The sequence below is a fragment of the Brevibacillus sp. BC25 genome, from assembly GCF_000282075.1.
Taxonomy (GTDB): Bacteria; Bacillota; Bacilli; order Brevibacillales; family Brevibacillaceae; genus Brevibacillus.
Genome location: NZ_AKIX01000016.1, coordinates 24692 through 49525, shown reverse-complemented (window position 1 = coordinate 49525; position 24834 = coordinate 24692). Strand labels below are relative to the sequence as shown.

Sequence of the window (24834 nt, the reverse complement as noted above, 5' to 3'; positions counted from 1 at the left end):
AAATAGCCTCTTTTAGTGCTTGAAATGACGAGTGCCGGTAAAGATCATTGCAATGCCCGCTCGGTTGCATGCATCAATCGAATCTTGGTCGCGAATGGAGCCGCCGGGCTGGATGATAGCGGTAATCCCTGCTTTGGCTGCCGCTTCCACGGTATCGCCCATCGGGAAAAACGCATCCGAGGCCATTACCGCGCCACTTGCCAATGCACCTGCCTGCTCGATGGCGATTTTCGCTGCGCCAACGCGGTTCATCTGGCCTGCACCCACGCCGATAGTCATATTGTCTTTTGCCAAGAGAATCGCATTCGATTTGACGTGCTTGACGACCTTCCACGCGAATTTCAACTGTGCTAGTTCCTCTTCCGAAGGCTTACGGTCTGTAACTACTTGAATCTCGCTTTCTTCGAGCTGCTTGTAGTCGAAATCTTGAATGAGTGCCCCGCCTGCAACAGGAGCCACGCGGAACAGATTGTCCACTTTTTTGGCTGGTTCATTCAGCGCAGGAATACGCAAGAGACGCAGGTTCTTTTTCTCAGCCAGAACAGCCAACGCCTCTTCGCTGAAGTCTGGTGCGATGATAATTTCCAAGAAAATCTCTTTCATCGCGAGTGCGGTGTCACGGTCAATCAGGCGGTTTGCTGCCACAATCCCACCGAAAATAGAAACAGGGTCTGCTTCGTACGCTTTTTGGTAAGCCGCGCGAATATCAGTGCCGATCCCTACTCCACAAGGGTTGGAGTGCTTGATCGCAACGACAGCAGGTTCAGTGAATTCACGTACAATCGCCAACGCTGCATCTGCATCATTGATGTTGTTATAGGAAAGTTCTTTTCCTTGCAGTTGACTCGCATTCCCGATGCTCAACTGATCTGATAACGGCTCACGGTAAAATGCCGCACGTTGATGTGGATTTTCCCCATAGCGTAAATCCTGTGATTTCTCGTAAGTCACCGTATAACTCTCAGGCAACAGTTCGCCTACCTGCTCACTCAAATAGCGAGAGATCAAGGCATCATAGGCAGCTGTATGACGGAAAACTTTTGCAGCCAGCTTGCGACGGGTTTCTAGCGTAGTATCGCCATTTGCTTCAATTTCTTCTGCTACTTTTTCATAATCGGCTGCATCGACCACTACACTGACAAACGCGTGATTTTTCGCAGCAGAACGCAGCATCGTTGGTCCACCAATATCAATATTCTCAATGGCATCTTCATATGTCACGTCTGGCTTCGCTATCGTTTCCTTGAAAGGATAAAGGTTCACGACAACCAGATCAATGGTTTCAATCCCAAGGTCTTTTAGTTGCTGCACATGTGCTTCACTGTCCCTTACAGCCAAGAGGCCGCTGTGGATATTGGGATGCAACGTTTTGACGCGACCGTCCAAAATTTCTGGAAATCCAGTCACTTCAGAAATGCCAATGACGGGAACTCCCTCTGCTTTTAAGAGAGAAGCCGTACCTCCGGTAGAAATGATCTGTACCCCGGCGGCTACCAATCGACGGGCAAACGGAATCAATCCTGTCTTGTCAGAAACGCTGATCAACGCTTTTTTCACACTCACGGATAGAACCTCCTGAATTTTAGTGAAAACATGAGTAACTATCGACCAAAACACGAACAATACTTACTTATTATAAAATAATTGTACGCTATTATCAATAACTTCGTCAGGAAAACAAACGCAGCCGCCCATGCCTGTTCGGCACTTGCGACTGCATACACCTGCATTTGCTTTGATGAAGTTATCGTTTTTTCTTGCCTTTGCCTGATAGCTTTTTGATGCGACCTGACAGTGAGACTGATTTGCTTTTGGCAGTCGCCCTGATTGGCTTGATCGGCTTCTTCGACTTGCGGCTCTTCGCCCTTACTTCTTTGGGCATTAAATTCCCTAACTCTTCCATGGAGATGGATTCGCCGTCCTTTACACGATCCCTGACGCGCTCTTTCGTCTCCTCTGGCACTTCGAATCCCATGTTGCCCAGCTCATCGAGCAGTGCATCTACGTTGGCTCCGCCCTTCGGCATTTTTTCCGCTAGCTTCATAATATCGTTAAGCGTCCATTGCCGCCCTGTTTTTTGGCTTAGCTTATCGAGCAAGTTCGAAACAAAATCTCCGCTCAAGTCGGCCCCTCCCTTTGTGGGAATATCCCTCTCTTACTGTATGTCACAAGAGTTGATTTGGTTTGTCATGATTCGCGGAAGAAGAATAGCAGCAAAATAGGGTGAGTCGGTCATAGTTAGAAGCCGACACCGTATGAAAGGACATGAATAACATGCATGTAGGACGAGAAAACGTGATTGACAAATACTGGTGACAGGAATACGATGACAAAGTCAATCATTCATCCTCGTTAGGTGAGGCTCCTATACAAACATAGGCCACTGCCCGGAAATATCGAAAGATGCCAATGGGTAGAACAGGAACTGCCGAACTAAGGCTTTTCTTAAGGTGGCTAAGGAATGTTTCCTTTACGTTGTATAGTGCCAAAGCTCTGGTAGGGGGAGAAAAAGTGGTGTTATTTTGTGCACTTTTCTAACCCTCTAGATTTCGCTAGAGGGTTTTTATTTTAGAAAGGGGGAACGTTTTAATGGACAGTAGTCCAAGTTGCGGAATGAATAACGGCAATCAATATTGTGTACGGAGAATTTTCCGACCTTGTGGCGCTGCGGCATGTTCCCCATACCTTATTTGTCATTCTCCCTTTTTATGGGACGAGTGTATGTAAGTATCTTTATGTAGACATGCTTGCGCAACATGGTCGTATCCCTCCGATCCTTATTTGCGAAAGGATGAGAAAACCATGTTGAACATTTACAAAACGAATGCCATGGGAAAAATAGAAGAACTGCATCAATTTGAAAAAGGCTGCTGGATCCATCTGACCGATCCTTCTGAGCAAGAAAAGCAACAAGTCGTCAGGGAGTTGTCGATTGACCTTCATTTTTTGCAGGATGCCCTTGATGACGAAGAAATCGGACGGATCGACAAGGACGGAAACCGCGTGATGCTCTACGTGGACATCCCGATCTCCACGAAGGAAGGTACGAAGGACAACTATACGACGGTTCCGTTGGGAATCATGGTGATGGAAGATTATATCTTAACCGTTTGCCTGGTAGAAACGGCTGTCATGAATGAGTTCGTCCAAGGGAAAGTGAAAAACTTTCACACGCACATGCGAAACCGGTTCGTCCTGCAAATTTTATCGAATACGTCGCATGATTATTTGCATTACTTGAAAAAAATCAACAAGCAGACAGAAACCCTGGAAAAATCGTTGCGACAATCGACGAAAAACAATGAACTGCTTACCTTGCTTGAATTGCAGAAGGGCCTCGTTTATTTTTCAACGTCCCTGGAAACGAACAGTCTGTTGATCTCCCTGCTTCGGAGTGGCAGTTATTTGAAAATGTACGAAGAAGATAAGGAACTGCTGGAAGAAGTAAAAATCGAAACCAAGCAGGCAATCAAAATGACGGAAATCTATACCGCCATTTTAGGGAACATCATGAATGGCTTTGGCTCCGTCATCTCCAACAATCTGAATCGCGTATTGAAGCTGTTGACCGCCATTACCATTGTCATCACCTTACCTATGGTGATCGGCACCTTTTACGGGATGAACGTCCCGCTTCCTTTTCAGGATCATCCGCATGCATTCACGATCATTATGATCATGTCCACCGCCATTACGTCCGTAACAGCCCTCCTGTTTTGGAGAAAGAAGTATTTCTAAAACGAATAACTAAAAAACCGACATCGTAAAAGGATGTCGGTTTCTTTTTGATCTCTCGATTTATGTCAGCTGGACAAGCCGTCCTTCCAGCTTCACTCTCTCTTCTGCTAAATAGCCAATGACCTTCACCAAAAGCTCATGCTCCACAGCATGGATGCGAGCCGCCAAAGTCTCAGCCGTATCTGCTTCTTGCACGGCTACGGGAATCTGGGCAATGATCGGTCCTGTGTCCAGACCGGCATCAACTAAATGTACCGTTACCCCCGTTACCTTTACCCCGTATACAAGTGCCTGACCAATCGCGTCTTTTCCTGGGAAAGCAGGCAAAAGCGATGGATGCAGATTGATGATTTTTCCTTCGTAGGATGACAAAAGAGTGTCACCCACCAAACGCATGTAGCCTGCCAGCACAACCAGCGATATATCGCGTTTTTGGAGCTGCGCCACTATTTCCTGCTCAAAAGCAGCCTTGTCTGCATACTCCTTCGGTTGAAAAACAAAGGTGTCGATCCCTAAACGCTCTGCCCGTTCCAAAACCTTGGCGCCGGGCTTGTCGCACACGAGCAAGGCAACTTCTACGCCTGTGAGCCTACCGTCCTGTACAGCCTGCACGATCGCTTCAAAGTTGGAGCCGCTGCCTGAGGCGAAAATGGCCAGCCTTCTCACCATTCCACCCCGTTGTATACGACTTTGCGCTCTCCCGCTTGAATATGTCCGATCAAATACGCCTGTTCTCCCAGCTCTTGCAGCTTTTTCATAACACTCACTGCGTCTTCCGACTTCACGACGAGCATCATGCCAATGCCCATGTTGAATGTTTTGTACATATCCGGGTAAGAAATGTTACCCGCCTCTTGTACCAGCTCGAAGATCGACAGTACCGGCCAGGAACCAACGTTAATCACAGCCTGCATTCCTTCTGGAAGCACGCGTGGAATGTTTTCAGTAAAGCCGCCGCCAGTGATGTGCGCCAGAGCTTTCACTTCATGTGACTCAAGAACGGATAGCACTTGCTTCACGTAAATGCGGGTCGGTGTCAGCAGCTCATCGCCGAGCTTTTTGCCCAATACGTCAACATGATCATGCAGGGACATGCCTTTATCTGCCAAAAGAACCTTGCGAACGAGCGAGAAACCGTTGCTGTGCACGCCGCTGGAAGCCAGCCCGATCAGTACATCGCCAGCTGCCACGGAAGCTCCCGTAATCATTTTGCCCTCGTCCACGACACCTACGGTAAAGCCTGCGATGTCGTATTCGCCTTCTGCATACATGCCAGGCATCTCGGCAGTCTCCCCGCCAATCAGCGAGCAACCGGACTGCGAGCAGCCTTCCGCGATCCCTTTGACAATCGCTTCGATTTTTTCTGGAATGACCTTATCTACTGCCAGATAATCCAGGAAAAAGAGCGGTTCTGCCCCTTGAACCACTACGTCATTGACGCACATGGCGACAGCATCGATGCCGATTGTATCGTGTTTGTCCATGGCAAAAGCGAGCTTCAGCTTGGTTCCTACCCCATCTGTGCCAGAAACGAGAATCGGTTTCTCGTATTTTTTGGTATCCAGGCGAAACAGCGCTCCGAACCCGCCCAAATCAGTCATAACTTCCGGGCGGAATGTTCGTTTGACGTGCTTTTTCATGCGCTCGACGGCTTCGTTGCCCGCATCGATGTCTACGCCAGCTTGTTTATATGCTTCACTCATCGTTTCTCCCCCTAGCAAGAGGTGCTTGTATTAGCATTTGAGCGCAGGTAGCGCTTCTTCGAACTCAATCTCTGTCGGATATTCTCCGTTAAAGCATGCGAGGCAGTGTCCTCTATTAGGAGCCGAATCGGTGCGGCCAATTGCATCGATCATTCCTTCAATAGACAAGAACGACAGGGAATCAGCCTCAATGATTTGACGAATTTCCTCTACGGATTTGGTCGACGCAATCAGTTCCTCACGCGACGACGTGTCGATGCCGTAAAAGCAAGAATTCATAACAGGCGGAGAGCTGATGCGCACATGCACTTCTTTGGCGCCAGCCTCACGCAGCATGCGGACGATCCGATTACTCGTCGTACCACGAACAATGGAGTCGTCAATCATCACGACGCGTTTGCCTTCCACTACTTTGCGAACCGCAGACAGCTTGAGATAGACAGCGCGCTCACGCAGCTCCTGACTCGGCTGAATGAAGGTACGACCGACATAGCGGTTTTTGATCAAGCCGATTTCGTACGGAATTCCTGTGGCTTCCGCAAATCCGATAGCAGCAGAGATACTCGAATCCGGCACACCTGTGACGACATCAGCATCAATAGCGGATTCCAATGCCAGTTGCTTGCCCAGACGTTTGCGCGCCATGTGGACGTTGATTCCGTCGATGTCACTGTCTGGTCGGGCAAAATAAATGTACTCAAACGTACAAATCGAACGCTGTGTTGTTTCCGTAAACTTGCTTTCGGTAATGCCATCCTTGTCGATGACGATCAGCTCGCCTGGTTGCACATCACGCCAATATTGCGCGCCAATGATATCGAACGCACAAGTCTCGGACGCGACAGTGATCGCGTCGCCGAGACGTCCCAGTGACAGCGGACGCAAGCCATTCGGATCGAGGGCGATCACGAGCTGGTTCTCGTTCATGACGAGAAGCGCATACGCTCCCTTGATGTATTGCAGGGCGTCCTTTACCGCTCCAGGCAAATCCTTGCACTCAGAGCGGGCGATCAGATGTGCGATCACCTCAGTGTCGCTGGTCGTCTGAAAAATGGAACCCTTTGCTTCCAGTTCTTTTCTAAGCACAGCGGCATTTACGAGATTCCCGTTGTGGGCAACAGCCATGCTGCCTTGTGCGTAACGGAAGAACAACGGTTGGGCATTTTCAATCTTGCTCGAGCCAGCCGTCGTATAACGGGTATGGCCGATTGCGATATGACCACTGAACTTCTCCAGATCACCCTTGCCAAAAGCCTCTGACACGAGCCCCATACCGCGGTGCTTATACCATTTCTCGCCGTCGGAGGCGCAGATGCCTGCGCTCTCCTGACCGCGATGTTGAAGGGCGTGCAGACCCAGATAGGTCAATTGGGATGCTTCTTTGTGGTTGTAGATGCCAAAGACGCCGCATTCTTCGTTCAATTTGTCCCAGATTAGCCGATCAAACATGGAATCGCATCCTTCCAGGCTGCTTTCACCTCTTGAGTCGAAGCGTTGATCGCTTCTGTACCGTTCACGTTCACTACCAGACGATCGCCGCCGACCGTACCGATGTTCTCGGCAGGGACGCCATGTTCACCTGCCAATGCGAGAATCGCCGCCGCTTGCTCCCCAGAAGCACTGAGCAAGATGCGAGATTGAGATTCACTGAACAAGAGCACGTCAGCACGCAGCTCAGACGCAAGAGCCACCTGCGCGCCGAAGCCTTTGCCGAAGCCAGATTCAGCCAGTGCGACACCCAGACCACCTTCGGACAGATCGTGTGCGGAGTTCACCAGACCTTGGCGAATCGCTGTGAGAACCACCTTTTGTACTGCCGCTTCCTTAGTCAGATCGATTTGTGGAGGACGTCCGGAAATGCTGCCCGTAGCCATCTTTTGATACTCACTGCCGCCCAGTTCAGCAAAGGTCTCGCCCAACAGGATGATCGCGTCGCCTTCATTTTTGAAATCTTGGGTCGTAATATGGTCAACATCGGTGATCAAGCCGACCATTCCCACCGTTGGGGTTGGATAGATCGCGTCACCGCTGCGTTCATTGTAAAAAGATACGTTTCCGCCGATGACCGGAGCATCGAGTGCTACGCACGCTTCGCTCATGCCCTCGCACGATTTTTCAAATTGCCAGAACACCTCAGGCTTTTCCGGACTTCCGAAGTTCAAGCAGTCCGTAATCGCCAGCGGCTCTGCACCGGAGCAGACGACGTTGCGCGCAGATTCTGCAACCGCAATGGCACCGCCCACTTTTGGATCGAGGTACACATAGCGACCGTTGCAATCTGTACTCATGGCAAGTGCCTTGCGAGTACCGCGCACCATGACAACAGCAGCGTCAGAACCAGGCTTTACAGCTGTGTTTGCACGCACGATGTGATCGTATTGCTCGTATACCCACGCTTTATTCGCCACCGTTGGCTGAGCCAGCAAGCTTTTCAGCGTCACATTCAGATCTTTCGGTTCTTGGATGGCTGCCAACACATCTACATTCGCGTTTGCTTCATAGTAAGCAGGCACCGCAGATGGGCGATGGTACACAGGTGCGTCGTCTGCCAAGCTGTCTACTGGTACCTCTGCTACTACCTCACCTTGGTGCAACAGACGCAGCTGGCTGTCTTCTGTTACTTTACCCACGACAGCGGATGCCAGTCCCCATTTGTCAAAAATCGCAATCGCTTCTGCTTCTTTACCTTTTCCCACGACCACGAGCATGCGCTCCTGCGATTCAGACAGCATCATTTCGTATGCAGACATGCCAGCTTCGCGCTGTGGCACCAGGTCGAGATTCATCTCGATTCCGTTCCCTGCCTTGGATGCCATCTCGGAGCTGGAGCTCGTCAAGCCAGCCGCCCCCATGTCCTGAATCCCGACGACGATACCCGTGTCGATCAGCTCCAGGCACGCTTCTAGCAGGAGCTTTTCCATGAATGGATCGCCGACTTGTACTGCCGGGCGTTTTTTCTCCGACTCTTCTGTGAGCTCCTCGGATGCAAAGGTCGCCCCGTGAATACCGTCACGCCCCGTGCTTGCGCCAACGTAGATAACAGGGTTGCCGATACCGGATGCTACCCCTTTTTGAATCTTTTCGTGGTCGATCAAGCCGACGCACATAGCGTTGACAAGCGGATTGCCTTCATACGTAGGGTCGAAATTCACTTCGCCACCCACAGTTGGAATCCCGATGCAGTTCCCGTAGCCTGCGATACCTGCAACGACGTTTTCGAACAAATATTTGACGCGAGGAGACTTGAGCTCCCCGAATCGAAGCGAGTTGAGCAGCGCAATTGGACGCGCGCCCATCGAGAATACGTCACGGATGATACCGCCCACACCAGTCGCAGCCCCTTGGTACGGCTCGATAGCAGAAGGGTGGTTATGGCTTTCAATTTTGAAAACAACCGCCTGATTGTCACCGATGTCGACAATACCCGCACCTTCCCCTGGTCCTTGCAAAACGCGAGGTCCTTTTGTCGGGAAACGACGCAGGACAGGCTTGGAGTTTTTGTAGGAGCAGTGCTCCGACCACATGACGCTGTACAGACCAGTCTCCGTCCAGTTCGGCTTGCGGCCGAGAATTTCTACGACACGCTGATATTCTTCGTCAGTCAGACCGATTTCTTTGTATAGTTTTTGATCGGCAATTTGTTCGGCTGTCGGTTCTTTATGCGTGAGTTGTGACACTGTTCTGTTCCCTCCAAGTCTTCAGGATCGAGGTAAACATGCGGCGTCCGTCATCGGAAGTCATCCAAGAGTGGACGGCACGCTCCGGGTGAGGCATCATGCCAAGTACGTTTCCACGTTCGTTGCAAATGCCCGCGATGTCTTCCAGTGAACCATTCGGATTCTCGCCATGATAGCGGAAAACGATCTGATCGTTCGCTTTAAGCTTCGCCAGCGTTTCTTCATCACAGTAGTAGTTTCCTTCGCCATGCGCGATCGGAATTTGGATGATTTCCCCTGCCGCGAAATCACGGGTAAAGGAGGTATCGTTGTTTTCCACACGCAATTCGGACAGCTTGCAACGGAATTTCAGTGAACGGTTGCGCAAGAGTGCTCCTGGCAACAGTCCGACTTCGGTCAGGATCTGGAAGCCATTACAGATTCCCATGATCAGCTTGCCTTCTTCTGCTGCCTTCACCACTTGCTCCATGACGGGTGAAAAACGAGCGACCGCACCACAGCGCAGATAATCTCCATAAGAGAATCCGCCTGGCAAGAGAATCGCATCATATTTAGAAAGATCCGTATCGGAATGCCATACGTAATCCACAGGCACTCCCATTATATCTTCAACTGCGTTAAACAAATCAATGTCGGCGTTCGAGCCTGGAAAGACGATAACGGCTACTCGCATATCCTTAGCCCTCCACGATATCAAAGCGATAGTCTTCTACCACCGTATTGGCCAACAGCTTTTCGCACATTTCACGTACACGCTCTTCGGCTTGCGCACGGTCAGAAGTGTTCAATTCCAGCTCCATATACTTCCCGATACGCGCATTGTTTACTTCATCAAAACCCAAGGTGTGCAGAGCACCTTTTACAGCGTGTCCTTGCGGATCCAAAACACTCTCGCGCAATGTTACATAAACAACAGCTTTAAACATGTACGTCTCCTCCTAGTCTCGTAAGCATTTCTTTGTAAGCTTCCTCCACATTACCCAAATCGCGGCGGAAGCGGTCTTTGTCGAGCTTTTCCTTCGTTACTGAATCCCAGAAACGGCATGTATCCGGGGATATTTCATCGGCGAGGAGAATCTCCCCGTCCGCTGTTTTTCCGAATTCCAGTTTGAAATCGACCAAGGTAATGTTGCGCTCGCGCAGGTAAGGCACGAGGACCTCGTTTACAGCAAGACCCATGCGTTCCAATGTCGCTTGGTCACTCTCGCTCGCAATCCCCAACACTTTGATATGGGAGGCATTCACCAATGGATCTCCCAGTGCATCATCCTTGTAGTAAAACTCGACAACGGGCTGCGGAAGCACAGTTCCTTCTTCCATGCCAAGACGTTTGGCTAATGAGCCTGCTGCGATATTGCGAACGACTACCTCCAAAGGGATAATCTCCACTTTGCGAACAACTTGCTCTGTGGCGGACAGCAGACGGACAAAATGGTTGTCGATGCCCCGCTCCTTCAGCATGGTGAAAAAGATTGCCGTAATGCGGTTGTTTAGCTCACCTTTTCCGGTGATTTGCGCCCGTTTCTCTCCATTGAATGCTGTTGCGTCGTCTTTGTACTCTACCCAGTACTGTTCAGGCAAAGATGTCCGATAAATACGTTTTGCCTTACCCTCGTAGAGTTGTTCCTGTTTTTCCACCGTAGGAGTCACCTTCCCAGTCAAAAAGGTTGAGTTTCGGTTAATTCACGAACGTTTCAACTACATTAAAACACAATCATACGCATTTATCAACGAAAAATGCTGGAATACACTTCGACAAACGTTCGGGATTTACTGCATGTTTTTCGAACTATAGATGTTAACATTCGTTTACATGTTCTCCATACTGGCTTTACATCTCCTTATTACAATAGTCCTTAGTCTCGGGACTTTTCGACCATCCACTTATCAGGAGGCAACTGGAGATGCACGCTATCTTTCGCCATTTACTCACTCCCTTTTCTCGCTTACACAGGCAAGTGCGGCTCCGTACCAAGCTGACGATCCCACTACTGTGCATCCTGCTCATTTCTTCCAGCATAATTGGCTGGACCTTTTACACCCAGGCAAAAAAGGCGATGATTTCGCAAATGGAGTCCCGCCTTGACTCAGAAACGGACAAGACTACCGAAAAAATATCGCTTTTGAAGTTCACTTTCGCTAGCGACGATCAATCCTACCAAAAGCGCCTTCAATACGAATTGCAACAGCAAGAAAGCAATCTGTCTCAGGAAGGCTTGATACTTCAGCAATATCTGGTCAAAAATGGAGCCTTTCACCCCATTGAAAATGTGACAAAGAGCGCTATTGAAATCCCGCAAGATATCGCGATACGGATGGAAGCGGAGCGATTCGGCGTGATTCATGTCCCTGTCGATGGTCATATACATACACTGGCCTTTACGCATTCTCCTGAGGAGAGCTACATATACGTCATAGACGTTTTGCAGGAGTCCTATCTAGGTCCTCTCCATGAGATAACCAAAATAATCGTGGTGACCATTCTTGCTAGTTTGGTCCTAATCTTTGTTGCTTTGCTTGCTGGTTGTAAAGGGGATAACTGAGCCTTTTCAGACGTTGATTGTGGCCATGCAACAGGTCAGCTCGGGCGACCTCACCCATCGTTCCCTTTTGCAAAACGAGGGTCCAGAGATTCGTGGGATTTCAAACAGCTTCAATCACATGATTGAGCAAATGTGTGAGATTATTACCGAGATCCAACTCATGATTGAAGAACTGAACAAAGGCGGCATCGCCATCAGGCAAACAGCCGACGAAGCAGGCGATCGTTCGTCGATGCTGTCGTTGCGTCTCGATACAGTCAACCAAGGCGTCGAACAAACGGCTGCCTCAACAGATGGCGCCAGCACCTCTTTTCAGCACATAAAGCAATCGATGGACGGACTGTTTGCGCGTATTTTCTCTGTCATTGAAGCGGGTAAAAAGATGCAGACAGTCACCCACAATGGTCAAAATCGTATCGATGATTTGAACACGATGATCAACCGCTTCTCCCACACGTACGCACAGGTCGACACCCGCATGACTGAACTGCGTCGACAATCAGAATCCATTGGAGATGTTGTTCATCTGATCCAAAACGTGGCGAAGCAAACCAAGCTTCTCGCTTTAAATGCGAGTATTGAAGCGGCCCGTGCTGGCGAATACGGGCGCGGATTTGCTGTCGTGGCCAACGAGGTAGCCAAGCTTGCCAGTCAGTCGGAAAATGCCACATTAGAAATCACGCGGCTGATGGACGCTGTTCAGGAACAAACCTATGCGATTTCCTCCGAAACCTCACAGGCATCCGAACAGCTTCAGCAAAGCCTGCAAAAGCTCTCAGATGCTGCATCTGCTTTTCTTGAGCTTCGACAAGCTGTCGATCAGACAACGGGAGAGCTGCATATAGCTAACGAGGGGTTATCCGACATAACCGAAGGCTTGCACACCGTAGACATGGCATTGGATACATTTGTCGCCATTTCCCAAGAGACCAAAAGCAGCACAGAAGAAATGCTGGTCGCCTCGCGCGAACAGCTCACTTCCATTGAAAAATCACGGCAACTGGCTACAGAGCTTCTATCCTTATCTGAGCGGCTGCAAGAAATTAGTGATCGCTTTCGCGTTGCATGAACAAGCAGAGCCTTCCCCTCGGGCAGGCTCTTTTCTTTTGTTTATGATAAACTTGTCAGTGGTACAACCAATACGTGAAAGAAGGAATTTCAGATGTTTCCATTTGAAGTATCTTTTCCTACCAAAATTTACTTTGGTATAGGCGAACTGGAACGTTTGGGCCAAGAAGCAAAATCGATGGGCCAAAAAGCATTGCTCGTCACAGGCGGCAATGCGGCCAAACGTACAGGACTTTTGGACCGCGCCAAGGCTCTGTTGCAGGAAGCTCAAGTGGCGTATCTTGTTTTTGACAAAATCGAACCGAATCCGCGTACGGCAACGGTTGATGCCGGAGCTGCTCTTGCTCGTGAGCATCAGTGTGACTTCATCCTAGCTATCGGTGGCGGCTCCGTGATGGATGCCTCCAAAGCGATTGCGGCAGCAGCCGTTTCTGGACGCCCGATTTACGATTACATGCGGGGAAATCCGAGCGGCTCTGGTCAATTGCTGGTACCCGTTCAGGAAGCACTGCCAATCATGACCGTCCCGACAGTAGCCGCTACAGGTTCGGAAGCCAACCATATTAGCGTCCTGACTCATTGGGACACGCATGAAAAATCTTCGATAAACGGCCCAGCACTTTACCCGAAGATTGCCATTCTTGATCCGTCTGTCACCTTTACCGTTCCAGCTCGGGTCACAGCGGAATCTTGCGCCGATATCTTTTCCCATCTGTTTGAAAACTATTTGATCAGCGCGGAAGGAACCCACGTTCAGGACGGGATTTCTGAAACACTCATTCGTCTCGTCGTCGAGCACTCCGTCACAGCGATCCAGCAACCAGACAATGCAGAAGCGCGATCCACCCTTTTGTGGGCGAGTACGCTGGGCATCAGTCCATTCGCTGCTGGCGGTCGTGGTGCTGGTATGCCGTTGCACGGAGTTGAACATCCGCTGAGCGGAATCTACGATATGGCTCACGGTCGTGGACTGGCGATCTTGTCCCTTCCTTATTTTGCACAGGTGATTTTGCAAGACCGTCCTGAGAGACTAGCCCGTATGGGACGTCATTGCTTTGGCGTTACCGTGGAGGACGAGAGCGAAGCAGCACGAGCAACGATTGAAGCCGTTCGCCGTTGGTATGAGCGCATGGGAATCACAGAACGTCTGTCTGACTTCGGCGTGACCAAACAATCGCTGGCACAAATGGCTGAAGAAGCGGTTCGCATCGGCGGACGCGGAATCGGGTATCTGCCTAGCTCACGAAAATTGAATGAATCCGATGTGATCGCGATCTACGAGGCTTGCCTGTAATCGAAGCATCAAACACACTGGCGAGCCTTCGTTCAGTTGTGTAATAATACAAATTAATCATTAATCAAAATTATTTTACTACGGAGGTTACCACCTATGGCAGATCCACGCATTAATGAACTGGCAAGCCGTCTCGTCCGTTACTCACTCCATTTGCAAAAAGGCGAAAAAGTTCTGATCGAAAATACAGGCCTGCAACCTGAACTCGTTCGTGCACTTGTGCGTGAATCATTTGCAGTTGGGGCTCTGCCTTTGGTCACCTTGAAAGACCAGGAAATCATGCGTGCACTCTATCAAGGCACGAGCGAAGAACACATGGCTCTGATGGCAAAATACGAGTATGACCGGATGAAAGACATGGACGCTTACATCGCTATCCGCGCTTACGACAACATCAACGAGTATGCCGACGTAGCGGAAGACAAAATGGGCATTTACGCTCGCGTCCTGTATCAACCAGTACATACGAACGAGCGCGTTCCGAACAAACGCTGGGTTGTACTGCGCTACCCGAACAAGTCGATGGCGCAACTGTCCAAAATGAGTCTCGAGGGCTTTGAGGACTTCTACTTCTCCGTCTGCAATCTGGACTACGCGAAAATGTCCGCTGCCATGACTCCGTTGAAAGAGCTGATGGAGCGCACCGATCGTGTACGCATCGTCGGTCCAAAAACGGACCTGCGCTTCTCCATTAAAGGAATCAATGCCATCAAATGCGACGGCAAACGCAATATCCCGGATGGCGAAGTATACACCGCTCCTGTGCGCGATTCCGTGGAAGGAACGATTTTCTACAACGCGGCATCGATCTACAACGGCATTACCTTCAATGATGTGCAGTTCACTTTCAAAGAAGGAAAAATTGTGGAAGCGACCAGCTCCAATACCAAAGCATTGAACGACATCCTCGACACTGACGAGGGCGCACGCTATATCGGAGAATTCGCGATCGGCTTCAATCCGCACATCCTCCACCCGATGCTGGACATCCTGTTTGACGAAAAAATCGCGGGCAGCTTCCACTTCACGCCAGGGAATGCTTACACAGTAGCAGACAACGGCAACCGCTCCTCCATTCACTGGGACTTGGTCCAAATACAACGCCCTGAATACGGCGGCGGCGAAATCTGGTTTGACGATGTGCTGATCAGAAAAGACGGGATCTTTGTGTTGCCAGAGCTGGAAGGCTTGAACCCGGAGAATTTGATTTAAATGCAATGAATGAAAAAATGGGTTAGGGGATGAGGTTCCCTAGCCCATTTTCTATTGTTCAGAGAAAATAAAGTATTATGTGCTCAAAGTTTTCTCTATCGTTGATAGCTACTTTTTTAAAATTTATGATCTGAAAAAATTGATAGTCTAACGTCCTCTTATTCACGAACCAAAATTATTTTTCATTCTGAAGAATCTTTCTGTATTCAACACCGTGAATATGCATAAGTATTTTTCTCTTTTCTAATACCTCAAAAAAATTCAACATATCACCAAATGGATTTTCAAAATGTTGAATTAAGTGTTTAAAATTCTCAGTTGATTTCAAGAAATCATGAAAAAAGTAGGGATCAACATTTCTAATATCGTCTGTATTCCCGAGAGAAACCTCCAATTTTTGTCCAGTATCTAAATTCTCAAACATGCAATGTTCTCCATGAACATCAAAGTACCAATTACCGGTTAAATGTTCTCCATCGTTTAGCAATTCCGCATTTGAAATTAAGTAGTAACTTCCTTTTATTATCTCTGATTTTTCAGGCTGGTTCGTTTCCAATATTAATTTGTCGATGAGTTCTTGCGCAATTACTTTATAAGAGTCCATTGCTGCCAATAATTCATCTACCGTTTCTTTCGTTAGCGAGTTCATACATTACCGCCCTCTATGCTATTTATATTTTTCAGATACAATTGCCAGCGCTTGCAGCATACTATCTCCAACCATCAAAACTGAGCCAACCAAAATCATAGGAAAGGCTTGCTCTAAAGTCACGCCTTCCAATGTTAACTTTAGCACCTCGCTGTCACGCTAGTTTAACGGTCCTGGTCTAAAACTTTATTATCCAGTCTAGTACTTTATTAATCAGTCTAAAACTTTGTTATCTCTGTACAGATGCAGACCATTCAGTCGCAAGCAAAACCAAATCAAGCTAACGATCGCAGTATATCATCGGTTTTTTTGCCGTTGGAAATAATTCCGTTATTCATCCAAGTTAGAAAATCAACCTCGTAAACGCGGTTGTTTCGTACAGCAGGCAGATCACGCCACTCTGGCTGCTCCAGCAGTTCCCTCTCCTTTCCTTCTGCCTGACTATGCCACTTATCGAAAGTAATGAACAGATGATCCGCGGTTAACGTACGCAGGTCCTCTACAGAGAGATTGAACATGCCCGGCCTATTCGCTTTTGAAGCTACACCTACGGCGGAGTGGGAGCGCAAGCCAACATCGCCATAGAGAACAGTCGAAACAAAGCCTTGCCCTTCTCCCGCATATTGGATGATGTGGTCCGCCGAGATACGCAAAAAAGCGACCGTTGCACCTTTCATAACCTGACTCAGCGTATGACTCGTGCTCCGTGCTTTGAAATCATACTTTGCGATAGCATCGTCGGCCAACTCCGTCCGACCGAAATAATCGGCGACGGTACGCAGCAGCGTACGCCAATTACTTGTCTGCTCACGCAGGATACACGTGTTGGATATGCGTCGGCACTGAGAATATTGCAGTTGCTCGTAACGATCTATAAGCAATATCAAATCCGGCTTATAACCGGAAAGCGCGTCAAAGTTGCCGCCGTTCTCGTCGAACGTCGGAATATGGTCTAAGCCTAGATAGTCTTGTTTTCCCCATTTCGCATGCCAATACTGGGCGATAGGCTGCATATCCAGCGAGACTATGAAATCCTCCAAATACGGCGCTACTACTCTAAGCTGTCCCTTGCGGCTGCGACGGTATTGTCCGGGCGATATGCCTACCGTCTGCTTGAAACGACGATTGAAATAATATTCATTGTTGAAACCTGCATTCAGCGCAATATCGAGCAGCTTGTCATCGGCGCTTGCCAGCCACTTCTTGGCTTGATTAATCCGTACTTCATTCAAGTACTGAAGCGGTACTTGACCCGTAGCCTCTTTGAACAGACGGGTATACTTCCAGCGATCAATGCCTGCGAGGGAGGACAGCTCCTCCAAGTTCAGAAGCTCACGGTAATACTGATGAATATGCCGTATGCTAAGCTCTACCCCATTCCGCTCGATATCCGTTCCCTTATCCTCGGCTGCAGGTGCATTTTGGCGGAATAGAAAGAGCAGCAGCTCTTGAAATCTCACAAATCGTTGGAACAGCTCGAGCTCGTCGCTCGCCCCGCGGAGTCCATATAACTCATCAAGCAGCTCCATCGTCTTCGCGAAGGGTGCGCAGGCAAGCTCTTGCTTATCCGGCAGCAAGCTCGAAGCTGCTTCATAGCCGCTCGTTACGAAGCACACTCGGTAATAGCTGCAGCTCATAACCTCTTGATCAACATATAAAGATCTTCCTGGCCCCTGCAAATAGCATTTTCCTTGTCCCGTCCCGCTCATTATAATGAGCAGTTCAAAGCTTTCCTTATCGTTTCTATCGCTGCTGTCCAAATCACTCATTTCTGCTTGCTCGCCCGCAACGACTAAGCGGATCGATCGCAGCGCATATTGGACTAAAGGAGCAGTCCCAGCTTGTTTGCGCTGTTCAATATCCATCGTTACTATCAACCGCCTTTTAATTGATATTCATTCTCAATGAATATAGTGTAAATCAAATCGAGCCACCCATCAACCTTCGTTGAAAAGTGGCTCTTTCTCAATTATGGCGATGAGTCCCGCCAATGAACTTAATCACTCTTATTTCCTGCTAAGAAGCCAGTAATCGAAGTAAATCATCCATCTTCAACCCGTTTGCCGTAATGGCTCCCGTCTGCCAATACGATCTCTCTACGGGATATACATGGCCGTTCTTAAATGCAGGAACGGTCTGCCATAACGGATCTGCCTTCATTTCCTCAAGCGCTTTCGTGTTGCTCTCATCCTCCCACGTCCCGTTGGACGGAAGCAAAATAATATGGTCCGCGTCAAGCTCTGGAATGACCTCCTTCGACAAGACGATATTGCCCTCCGTCATCGCCTCGGCGAACCCCGGCGCCTTCAGCCCAAGATCCTCATACAAGATTTGTCCGACAAACGTGTTATGAATACCGAAAATATTAATCGATTTATCTACGACGTTCATCCGCAGAACAACAAGCTTCTCATCGCCGATCGCCGCGTTCAGCTTCGCCTTCACATCGACAATACGGGCTTCGTAATCGGCAAGAACCTGCTCCGCCTTGTCGCTGAGACCAAGCAATTCGGCGATTAAGGTAATGTTTTGCGCGAATCCGCAAGTACGTCGTCCGGCAAGCGGAACGTCGGCGCAACCTTGGAATAGAGCGCGTATTGTGCTACATCGACCTCTCCGGCGCCGATGATCAAGTCCGGCTCGGACACAAGCATAGCTTCGATGCTGCCGGTCACATCGAACAACGGCACTTCCAGCTTCAAATAATCCTGCTTGCCCCACATCGGGTTATAATATTGCACAATAGGCGTTACCCCAAGCGCAACCAAATAATCTTCACGATAAAGAGCTGAGATTCGCTTTGGATTTGTCGGAATCTCTACCTCTCCGAAGCCATCGGTTACGACGCGCGTTTCCGTCTGAGGCGGAGCTTCGCTTGGCGCTGCCGTTGCCTGTGCAGGCTGATCGGTAGTCACCGTGGCCACAGCTTGATCGCCTGTCGAGCCGCAACCTGTCACCGTAATCATTGCTGCCGTTATAAGCGATATCCATCCTGTTTTCATAAATCCCGATCTTGCCATGATTAAATTCACTCCAAAAAGTTTTATGTTTTGTAGCAAAACAATTCGTTGATTTATAGTGATAATCATTATCATCTCACTTGAGTAAATTTTACCCCAAATTGGATTGCATGCTCAATACACATTCTCTACGACCAGCTTTATACAAACTCGTCACTTCCTGACTAACGAAAAACAATAAAAAAAGGAGCCTCGCATAAGAGGCCCTATCCACCTGCACTGTCTATGAGGTATGCTGAATCAACTCGGGAAGAATTCGGAGCAGCCGCCGATCATATGCGCATCCCTTTTTCTGACTCATCTTTAACGTCAGACCCCACTTAAGCGATTGAGCAGCTAGGATTTGCGAACAGGTAAATATGCTTTTGGAATTTTACAGGCGACACTGTAAGCGGGATTGAACACGTTGGCCACCTTATATTCGACGACTTGGCCGAGCAGCAGGCTTGCTTCATTTACCGAGAGCCCATAGTCTTCGACTAGCAAGGAGAGCATTTCAGTAGTTGCATGCTGAAGCGCTTGTTCGAGCGGTCTGGCGTTGCCGATGCAAGACAAGTGAGTGTCGGACTCCAGCCTCTCAATAAAACAAGAGATATTCTTATTAATCCTACCAAATTTTACGGGTTTCTTTCACCAGTGAATCTCTGTTATTCTAGGTCATGCCAAACAAAACAGCCGAAACTTCCTCTCGAATGGAAGTGCGGGGGATCTTTTTTACTTGCAGATGAGAGATCTGCATGGGGTGAATCGCCAAAGTGCGTAGGGTTGTTTCCTCAATCCGAATCCGTCAACTAACCTCGTAGGCCAAAAAAAGGAGACGATGTGAATATGAAACGCCTTGGTACTATTGCAATCGCGACATTGGGATTGGGATTTGTTCTTTCCGGCTTTTCTAACACAGCTTCTGCCGCTACCACATGTCCGCAATACGGGTATCAACCATATATGCAACCTGTCCAACCGCAAATGCAAGCACCTTACGCAGCACCAGCGAATCAACAGCAGCCAGCTCAACAGCCAGTAAAACAAGCTAACCAACAAGTGGATGCTTCCTCTGTTGGGAAGCAAGTAACTGATTTGGTAAACCAAGAGCGTGCAAAAGCAGGTCTGAAGCCAGTGGAACTGGATGCTTCCCTGAACAAAGTTGCACAAGCAAAAGCGGCTGATATGTCCAACAACAACTACTTTGACCATACAAGCCCTACGTATGGCTCTCCATTTGACATGATGAAACAATTCGGAGTATCTTCTATGACCGCGGGTGAGAACATCGCCATGGGTCAACGCACCGCTGAGGAAGTCATGAACCAATGGATGAACAGTGAAGGACACCGTCAAAACATCATGAATCCTTCCTTCACCAAAATCGGTGTAGGCTTTGTGAATGGATACTGGGTACAAGAATTCATCGGATAATGAAATTGGATATAAATGCCGAGTCCTCTAGTGGGGACCCGGCTTTCTTGTTTTTTCCCAGCCTTGTCTGGAGTGGCCCTTGAACATCTATCTATCTCCGTGAAAAGCCAACAGCTTACCTTTTACTTCATTCTCTTCCGGGTTACATTCCTACTCGATTTGCTTAAGGGATTGTTCTCTTGGTTACGTGCCTGTTCCATCTTTTTATATGCCTGTAATGCTTCCTTATCCCCTTGGTTAATGGCCCCAGCCCAAGTAGCCAATGATATTCCAGCAACAATTACCGCACCTATCAATGTCCATGTGTATTTATTCATAACTAACCACCAAAAATTAATTTGTTTCGTTGCAGGAATATTCTACCAAAATTTCAAATCCCCATGAATTATGCAATAAAAAAATGGAGACATTGAAGCGTCTCCATTTTTTTATTGCCATCATTTCATCCATACGGCAACCTGACCTCAAAACACGTTCGAATAAAATCACTTTGGACTGAAATCGTTCCCCGATGCTTCTCGACGATATTTTTTGCAATAAACAGGCCGAGTCCTGTGCCTCCCCCTTGATGCGTTCGCGCTTTATCGCCCGTAAAAAACATTTCAAAAATATGCGGTAGCGCATCCTCAGGTATCTGGTTACCGTAATTCATGATTTGTACTACCACTTCATCGTCCTCACGATAAGCGTTCAAATCGATAAACTGGCCATCTCCTCCATAGCGTATCGCGTTGGTCAGGATATTCTCAAAGACGCGCGCCAAAAGCTCCCCATTTCCCACGATCACTAAATGAGCAGCAATCGTACACCGCGCGACCAGCTCATTTTTCTCAAAGGAAGGATACATCTCTTCATTTAACTGAACAAGCAATTCACTCAAATCAATAACCTTTTGCTCGAGGTTGACCATGCCGTAATTCATTCTCGTAATTTCGAAGAGCTCATCAATCAGCTTTTCCAATCGTTGCGACTTGGTAAAAGCAATCGTCGCATAATGCCGCATTTGTTCTTTTGGCATCTGCTCGTCTCGTAAAACTAAATCTAAATAACCCAGTACGGATGTCAGCGGTGTGCGTAAATCGTGCGCCAGATTCAAAACAAGCTGATCCTTGCTGCTTTCAGCGAAATCTCCTCTTTCTACCGCCTTTTGCAGCATTTCACTTGCCAGATTGATATCCTTGGCGATATCTGCGAACTCATCATTGGATGGAATATGGACATGCCGTGTAAAGTCTCCACTGGCGAGATAATGAATGCCCGTGGAAATCTCCCGAAAGTAGCCCGCATACCGTTTGGTCAGGAGATAGAAATACAAGATCGCAATGGGAGCAAAGACAAGCAAAAAGAAATTGATATCCCCCATCTCCCTGATGAAACGGCGAACCTGGGCGAGCGGATCTTCGTACTTAACCTCCATCCGATAGTAAAACTGGAGTACTTTATAGAGCAGAAAGGTTATGATACCGGCCAGAAGCATGCCAAGCCCAAGAAGCCCAAGCATTTTGGAACGAAAACTATGTCTCCTCTTCACCATGGAAAAAATGAACCACTCCCTATCCCAAATTTCGTCCAGAGATCAATCATGATAGACTCTTTTAATGCGTTCTCCCAAACGGCTTACCAGTTCGTTCGTAATGATTTTACATTGATGGGCCATTTCCTCGGCAGTGATACCCTCTTCTTGATCTCTGCCGATAAAGGTCACAACATCCCCTTTTTGCACCTCTTCCATATCTGTAATATCTACAATAAGCTGATCCATGCAGACAAACCCAATAATTGGTCTCCTTTTTCCTCTGATCAAGCAGGTAGCGCCCGATTGTGACAGCATGCGCGGAACCCCATCTGCATATCCGATGGATACGATGGCAATCTTGCTGTCTTTGGGCGCTGTGTGGGCGCGTCCATAGCCCACGGATTCTCCTTTTTCCACCTGTTTCACCTGTACAACTCTTGCTTTCAGTGATAACACAGGTCGTAGGTCGACGCTTGTTTTTACCTTATCTCCCTGCTTGCTCAACATCCCGTAGAGAGCGATCCCAATCCGAGCATAATCGTATTGCAGCTCCCCGTAATTCAGCACGCCATAACTGCTTTGAACGTGCAGCTTCTGTGGATCGATCCCCGTTTCTTTCAGCTGATCGATCACTTTCTGGAAACGGGCGATTTGATTTTTCGTGTAATCGATATCCGAAGCTTCCAAACTATCAGCCACACTCAGATGCGTAAAGGTACCGCATACCTGCAAATTTTTATAGCGATACATGGCCGCAATTTTTTCTGTGTGTTCCCAAGATTCCCCGAGTCTCCCCATCCCCGTGTCGATCTTGATATGAACAGGGATTTTCACGTTGTAGCCATTCAGTTTTTGGGCATATTCGTTATCTACTACGGTTTGCGTCAGTCTGAAACGGGCGATTTGGCGTATCCGTCGTTCATCGGTATAGCCAAGCACCAGAATCTCCCCTTTTACGCCCTTCTTCCTTAGCTCGATTCCTTCATCGATTGTGGCAACTGCGAAGTGATCAATCCCGAGCTTGTTTAAGAACCTCGCGACTTGCCATCCGCCGTGGCCATATGACTGCGCCTTGACGACTGCCATCATCGCACAATCCTTCGGGAGAACCCGCTGGATTTCCCTTACATTATGTTGGAGATGAGGAAGATAGATATCAGCCCATGCTCGTCCTGTTTGATCCGGTTTCCCACCTCGAAAGCGCTGGATCACCTTCATCGCCATCACAGAAAGAACAAACGATAGCACAGTGACCAGTGTAAAATGCACCAAGCTGTTTTCAACAAGCGGCCCTGTCAGTCCCGTCACTTTGGCCGCTCCGCGAATGAGCACAATACACAGCGGATGGATGACATAAACATACAGGCTCAGCTTTCGTAACGTTGGGCGATTTTTGCCTTTCCAGAACAACAGTAGTTGAAAGAGAAAATACATGCACGGTATCAAAAAAATATACATACTATCATGGCGTTGCAGCTGATAAGCGTGCAAAAGCAAGCCTTCTATTACCAGCATGCTTCCGAACACTCCAAGTCCGATGGCATACGGTGCGACCTTTTTCTTTTTCCGCCTGCGGGTATTGGCAATCATCCCTCCCATGACAATAAACACAGGGGCAAAAAATATACCGTTCCGCGTGTAATCAAACAGGGTAAACATCGATTGATAGATACTGTCCACATATGGATTCATCTGTGCAAATCCAAAGTAGCTGTCTCCCAATAACCCGATGCCATACAGCAGCAAAGTCACCCAAAACGTTTTCCATGCGGATAGTCTTGTATACAAAAAGGTACTGATACACACCCCCAGCATGATGCCAGGGAAATACCACAGATGATACAAGGTCCCGTTAAACAAGAGGTCTTTCACTGCTGAAAACACGGTAAGTTGATTCGTAAAATACCCTGTATACACATTCACAGGAAGATAGAGTAGGATCGAAAGTATATATAGCTTTCCTACTTTCCATAAAAACTGCTTCAGCAAATTCGCATTTCTGTTGCGATCTGTGCCAAGCTTTTGTAAGAAGAAAAATCCTGTGCACATAAAGAAAAATGGAACCGCAACCCTGGCTATTGTTCGTGTCAGTGTAAAGTCAGCCCATTCGCTTATGGACAGCAGGGGAGAAGTATGGATTGCGATGACAAGGATCGCTGCAATGATTCGGAATCGATCCAGCCCGCCATACTGCCTTTCACTCCCCACGTTCATTACGTGCCTCCTGATGAAACACCGTAATGATAAATCCATCCACGTTGTTGCCCGATATTTCGTAGCTCTCACCAGCCATAACCGGGATGTGCGTAACTGTATCGCTAGCCTTTACATAGTAGATTTCAATGCGCTCATCATCCACTAGCAAATGCTCCTGATGGAATTCGTAGTTTTTCACATACTCGATATACTCTTCCAGACAAAGCTGAAGCTTTTCCATCAAAACAGCATGCGGATAGCCCACATACCGAAAATGCCAAGGCTCATCCGAAATTCCTGTTAGCTGTTCCTTGTCTTTGTCGTAGCGTTTAATAAACCCATATTGACTGGCACGTTGGCGAAACATTCGGCATACGCCATGATCGGGAAAAGAAGGGCAAATAAAATCGATCTCTTCCTTCTTCTCTCCTACATCAATCGCAAGCCCTGTCTGATGCTCGCTTTCATTCGGACGCGCAACAAATTGACTAGTAAACACCTGTCCATTTTCGAGCAAGGATTGATCATAAATATCCTTTTGTTCCGTCTTGCTGCGAAAGCCACTGACAGGTACGATTGTATGCTCTGCGTTGCAGGCTTTCAGCAGTTTGGCAAACATCTTTGCAGCGGTGTTTTCCAGCATCATATTGTTGTGTGCTCCATCAATCAGCCGCATGCGGTTCAGTAGGATGCCGTCGTCTGTTTGCCAACGGATCGGGTACTGGCGATTCACCAATATCAGATGGCCGTGATGCAGATTGTCGCTGTTCAAAGAAATCGTCGAGACGTGAAGTTGTGTCAT

24 protein-coding genes and 2 riboswitches are annotated in these 24834 nt (G+C 48.2%); of the genes, 6 read left to right on the top strand and 18 right to left on the bottom strand.

Annotated elements, in window-relative coordinates; all coding sequences use genetic code 11:
* Nucleotides 1-12 precede the first annotated feature (12 nt).
* Nucleotides 13-1563, bottom strand: coding sequence for a bifunctional phosphoribosylaminoimidazolecarboxamide formyltransferase/IMP cyclohydrolase (gene purH / locus PMI05_RS03635; RefSeq protein ID WP_007717333.1), 1551 nt, complete (start codon nucleotides 1561-1563; stop codon nucleotides 13-15).
* Nucleotides 1564-1744: 181 nt separating this feature from the next.
* A complete protein-coding gene (locus tag PMI05_RS03630) occupies nucleotides 1745-2122 on the bottom strand; it encodes a hypothetical protein (protein WP_007717332.1) in 378 nt (125 codons plus the stop codon).
* A gap of 219 nt (nucleotides 2123-2341) precedes the next feature.
* Nucleotides 2342-2510: riboswitch (M-box (ykoK) riboswitch) on the top strand.
* Nucleotides 2511-2802: 292 nt separating this feature from the next.
* On the opposite strand from PMI05_RS03630, the gene PMI05_RS03625 reads away from it, so the two are divergent.
* Nucleotides 2803-3738, top strand: coding sequence for a magnesium transporter CorA family protein (locus PMI05_RS03625; protein ID WP_007717331.1), 936 nt, complete (start codon nucleotides 2803-2805; stop codon nucleotides 3736-3738).
* Between the two features lie 60 nt (nucleotides 3739-3798).
* Here the strand turns inward: PMI05_RS03625 and purN are convergent, their stop codons facing one another.
* The 7 genes from purN to purC are packed head-to-tail and all read right to left on the bottom strand — an operon-like array spanning nucleotide 3799 to nucleotide 10756.
* Nucleotides 3799-4407, bottom strand: coding sequence for a phosphoribosylglycinamide formyltransferase (purN, locus tag PMI05_RS03620; protein WP_039960180.1), 609 nt, complete (start codon nucleotides 4405-4407; stop codon nucleotides 3799-3801).
* Nucleotides 4401-5441, bottom strand: a complete 1041-nt coding sequence (purM, locus tag PMI05_RS03615; RefSeq protein WP_007717329.1) for a phosphoribosylformylglycinamidine cyclo-ligase — start codon at nucleotides 5439-5441, stop codon at nucleotides 4401-4403. The genes purN and purM overlap by 7 nt, the downstream gene beginning before the upstream one ends.
* Before the next feature lie 30 nt (nucleotides 5442-5471).
* Nucleotides 5472-6890 (bottom strand): amidophosphoribosyltransferase, encoded by a 1419-nt coding sequence (gene purF / locus PMI05_RS03610; RefSeq protein ID WP_007717328.1) that lies wholly within the window; start codon nucleotides 6888-6890, stop codon nucleotides 5472-5474.
* Nucleotides 6875-9118: a phosphoribosylformylglycinamidine synthase subunit PurL gene (gene purL / locus PMI05_RS03605; RefSeq protein ID WP_007717327.1), complete on the bottom strand. Its 2244-nt coding sequence runs from the start codon at nucleotides 9116-9118 to the stop codon at nucleotides 6875-6877. Before purL ends, purF begins: the two co-directional genes overlap by 16 nt.
* Nucleotides 9099-9791 carry a phosphoribosylformylglycinamidine synthase subunit PurQ gene (gene purQ / locus PMI05_RS03600; RefSeq protein ID WP_007717326.1) on the bottom strand — a complete coding sequence of 231 codons (693 nt, stop codon included), beginning with the start codon at nucleotides 9789-9791 and terminating at the stop codon, nucleotides 9099-9101. Before purQ ends, purL begins: the two co-directional genes overlap by 20 nt.
* 4 nt (nucleotides 9792-9795) lie before the next feature.
* On the bottom strand, nucleotides 9796-10044 hold the full coding sequence (gene purS, locus PMI05_RS03595) for a phosphoribosylformylglycinamidine synthase subunit PurS (RefSeq protein ID WP_007717324.1): 249 nt from the start codon (nucleotides 10042-10044) through the stop codon (nucleotides 9796-9798).
* Nucleotides 10037-10756, bottom strand: coding sequence for a phosphoribosylaminoimidazolesuccinocarboxamide synthase (purC, locus tag PMI05_RS03590; protein ID WP_007717322.1), 720 nt, complete (start codon nucleotides 10754-10756; stop codon nucleotides 10037-10039). Before purC ends, purS begins: the two co-directional genes overlap by 8 nt.
* Nucleotides 10757-11022: 266 nt before the next feature.
* Here purC and PMI05_RS31260 point away from each other — a divergent pair, with 266 nt between their 5' ends.
* The 4 genes from PMI05_RS31260 to PMI05_RS03575 all read left to right on the top strand — a co-directional run bounded on the left by PMI05_RS31260 (nucleotide 11023) and on the right by PMI05_RS03575 (nucleotide 15235).
* Entirely contained in the window at nucleotides 11023-11661 is a 639-nt protein-coding gene (locus PMI05_RS31260) for a hypothetical protein (protein ID WP_007717320.1), read from the top strand.
* Nucleotides 11662-11686: 25 nt separating this feature from the next.
* The gene (locus tag PMI05_RS31255; protein WP_007717318.1) at nucleotides 11687-12730 is read left to right on the top strand and encodes a methyl-accepting chemotaxis protein; all 1044 of its coding nucleotides are present in this window, start codon (nucleotides 11687-11689) and stop codon (nucleotides 12728-12730) included.
* Between the two features lie 93 nt (nucleotides 12731-12823).
* Complete coding sequence (locus tag PMI05_RS03580; protein ID WP_007717316.1) at nucleotides 12824-14023, top strand: iron-containing alcohol dehydrogenase; 1200 nt, start codon at nucleotides 12824-12826, stop codon at nucleotides 14021-14023.
* A 96-nt stretch (nucleotides 14024-14119) separates the two neighbouring features.
* Nucleotides 14120-15235, top strand: coding sequence for an aminopeptidase (locus PMI05_RS03575; protein WP_007717313.1), 1116 nt, complete (start codon nucleotides 14120-14122; stop codon nucleotides 15233-15235).
* Between the two features lie 175 nt (nucleotides 15236-15410).
* Here the strand turns inward: PMI05_RS03575 and PMI05_RS03570 are convergent, their stop codons facing one another.
* From PMI05_RS03570 to PMI05_RS03555, 5 genes are all read right to left on the bottom strand, one after another.
* Entirely contained in the window at nucleotides 15411-15884 is a 474-nt protein-coding gene (locus tag PMI05_RS03570) for a hypothetical protein (RefSeq protein ID WP_007717311.1), read from the bottom strand.
* Between the two features lie 275 nt (nucleotides 15885-16159).
* Complete coding sequence (locus PMI05_RS03565; RefSeq protein ID WP_007717309.1) at nucleotides 16160-17749, bottom strand: helix-turn-helix domain-containing protein; 1590 nt, start codon at nucleotides 17747-17749, stop codon at nucleotides 16160-16162.
* Nucleotides 17750-17900: 151 nt separating this feature from the next.
* Complete coding sequence (locus PMI05_RS31250; RefSeq protein WP_007717307.1) at nucleotides 17901-18392, bottom strand: ABC transporter substrate-binding protein; 492 nt, start codon at nucleotides 18390-18392, stop codon at nucleotides 17901-17903.
* Nucleotides 18393-18400: 8 nt separating this feature from the next.
* Complete coding sequence (locus tag PMI05_RS31245; RefSeq protein WP_238543241.1) at nucleotides 18401-18904, bottom strand: hypothetical protein; 504 nt, start codon at nucleotides 18902-18904, stop codon at nucleotides 18401-18403.
* Nucleotides 18905-19240: 336 nt separating this feature from the next.
* Nucleotides 19241-19459 carry a hypothetical protein gene (locus tag PMI05_RS03555; RefSeq protein WP_007717302.1) on the bottom strand — a complete coding sequence of 73 codons (219 nt, stop codon included), beginning with the start codon at nucleotides 19457-19459 and terminating at the stop codon, nucleotides 19241-19243.
* A 108-nt stretch (nucleotides 19460-19567) separates the two neighbouring features.
* Nucleotides 19568-19725: riboswitch (cyclic di-AMP (ydaO/yuaA leader) on the top strand.
* Between the two features lie 7 nt (nucleotides 19726-19732).
* Between PMI05_RS03555 and PMI05_RS03550 the strand changes: the two genes are divergently transcribed.
* Nucleotides 19733-20320 carry a CAP domain-containing protein gene (locus tag PMI05_RS03550; protein WP_007717300.1) on the top strand — a complete coding sequence of 196 codons (588 nt, stop codon included), beginning with the start codon at nucleotides 19733-19735 and terminating at the stop codon, nucleotides 20318-20320.
* Nucleotides 20321-20442: 122 nt separating this feature from the next.
* On the opposite strand, the gene PMI05_RS03545 is transcribed toward PMI05_RS03550, so the two are convergent.
* From PMI05_RS03545 to PMI05_RS03530, 4 genes are all read right to left on the bottom strand, one after another.
* On the bottom strand, nucleotides 20443-20637 hold the full coding sequence (locus PMI05_RS03545) for a hypothetical protein (RefSeq protein WP_007717298.1): 195 nt from the start codon (nucleotides 20635-20637) through the stop codon (nucleotides 20443-20445).
* 125 nt (nucleotides 20638-20762) lie between these two features.
* Nucleotides 20763-21854: a cell wall metabolism sensor histidine kinase WalK gene (locus tag PMI05_RS03540; RefSeq protein WP_007717296.1), complete on the bottom strand. Its 1092-nt coding sequence runs from the start codon at nucleotides 21852-21854 to the stop codon at nucleotides 20763-20765.
* 42 nt (nucleotides 21855-21896) lie between these two features.
* Nucleotides 21897-24050 (bottom strand): serine racemase VanT catalytic subunit, encoded by a 2154-nt coding sequence (gene vanT / locus PMI05_RS03535; protein ID WP_007717294.1) that lies wholly within the window; start codon nucleotides 24048-24050, stop codon nucleotides 21897-21899.
* Entirely contained in the window at nucleotides 24034-24834 is an 801-nt protein-coding gene (locus PMI05_RS03530; protein ID WP_007717292.1) for a M15 family metallopeptidase, read from the bottom strand. Before PMI05_RS03530 ends, vanT begins: the two co-directional genes overlap by 17 nt.

Excerpts from the sequence above, each read along its gene's own strand:
- PMI05_RS03570 (WP_007717311.1), bottom strand. The coding sequence starts at position 15,884 with ATGAACTCGCTAACGAAAGAAACGGTAGATGAATTATTGGCAGCAATG.
- PMI05_RS03530 (WP_007717292.1), bottom strand. The coding sequence starts at position 24,834 with ATGACACAACTTCACGTCTCGACGATTTCTTTGAACAGCGACAATCTG.
- purQ (WP_007717326.1), bottom strand. The coding sequence starts at position 9,791 with ATGCGAGTAGCCGTTATCGTCTTTCCAGGCTCGAACGCCGACATTGAT.
- purN (WP_039960180.1), bottom strand. The coding sequence starts at position 4,407 with ATGGTGAGAAGGCTGGCCATTTTCGCCTCAGGCAGCGGCTCCAACTTT.
- PMI05_RS31245 (WP_238543241.1), bottom strand. The coding sequence starts at position 18,904 with ATGGCAAGATCGGGATTTATGAAAACAGGATGGATATCGCTTATAACG.
- PMI05_RS31260 (WP_007717320.1), top strand. The coding sequence starts at position 11,023 with ATGCACGCTATCTTTCGCCATTTACTCACTCCCTTTTCTCGCTTACAC.
- PMI05_RS03565 (WP_007717309.1), bottom strand. The coding sequence starts at position 17,749 with ATGGATATTGAACAGCGCAAACAAGCTGGGACTGCTCCTTTAGTCCAA.
- PMI05_RS03575 (WP_007717313.1), top strand. The coding sequence starts at position 14,120 with ATGGCAGATCCACGCATTAATGAACTGGCAAGCCGTCTCGTCCGTTAC.
- vanT (WP_007717294.1), bottom strand. The coding sequence starts at position 24,050 with ATGAACGTGGGGAGTGAAAGGCAGTATGGCGGGCTGGATCGATTCCGA.
- PMI05_RS03540 (WP_007717296.1), bottom strand. The coding sequence starts at position 21,854 with ATGGTGAAGAGGAGACATAGTTTTCGTTCCAAAATGCTTGGGCTTCTT.
- PMI05_RS03550 (WP_007717300.1), top strand. The coding sequence starts at position 19,733 with ATGAAACGCCTTGGTACTATTGCAATCGCGACATTGGGATTGGGATTT.
- PMI05_RS03625 (WP_007717331.1), top strand. The coding sequence starts at position 2,803 with ATGTTGAACATTTACAAAACGAATGCCATGGGAAAAATAGAAGAACTG.
- purM (WP_007717329.1), bottom strand. The coding sequence starts at position 5,441 with ATGAGTGAAGCATATAAACAAGCTGGCGTAGACATCGATGCGGGCAAC.
- purF (WP_007717328.1), bottom strand. The coding sequence starts at position 6,890 with ATGTTTGATCGGCTAATCTGGGACAAATTGAACGAAGAATGCGGCGTC.
- PMI05_RS31255 (WP_007717318.1), top strand. The coding sequence starts at position 11,687 with ATGCAACAGGTCAGCTCGGGCGACCTCACCCATCGTTCCCTTTTGCAA.
- PMI05_RS03580 (WP_007717316.1), top strand. The coding sequence starts at position 12,824 with ATGTTTCCATTTGAAGTATCTTTTCCTACCAAAATTTACTTTGGTATA.
- PMI05_RS03545 (WP_007717298.1), bottom strand. The coding sequence starts at position 20,637 with ATGAATAAATACACATGGACATTGATAGGTGCGGTAATTGTTGCTGGA.
- purS (WP_007717324.1), bottom strand. The coding sequence starts at position 10,044 with ATGTTTAAAGCTGTTGTTTATGTAACATTGCGCGAGAGTGTTTTGGAT.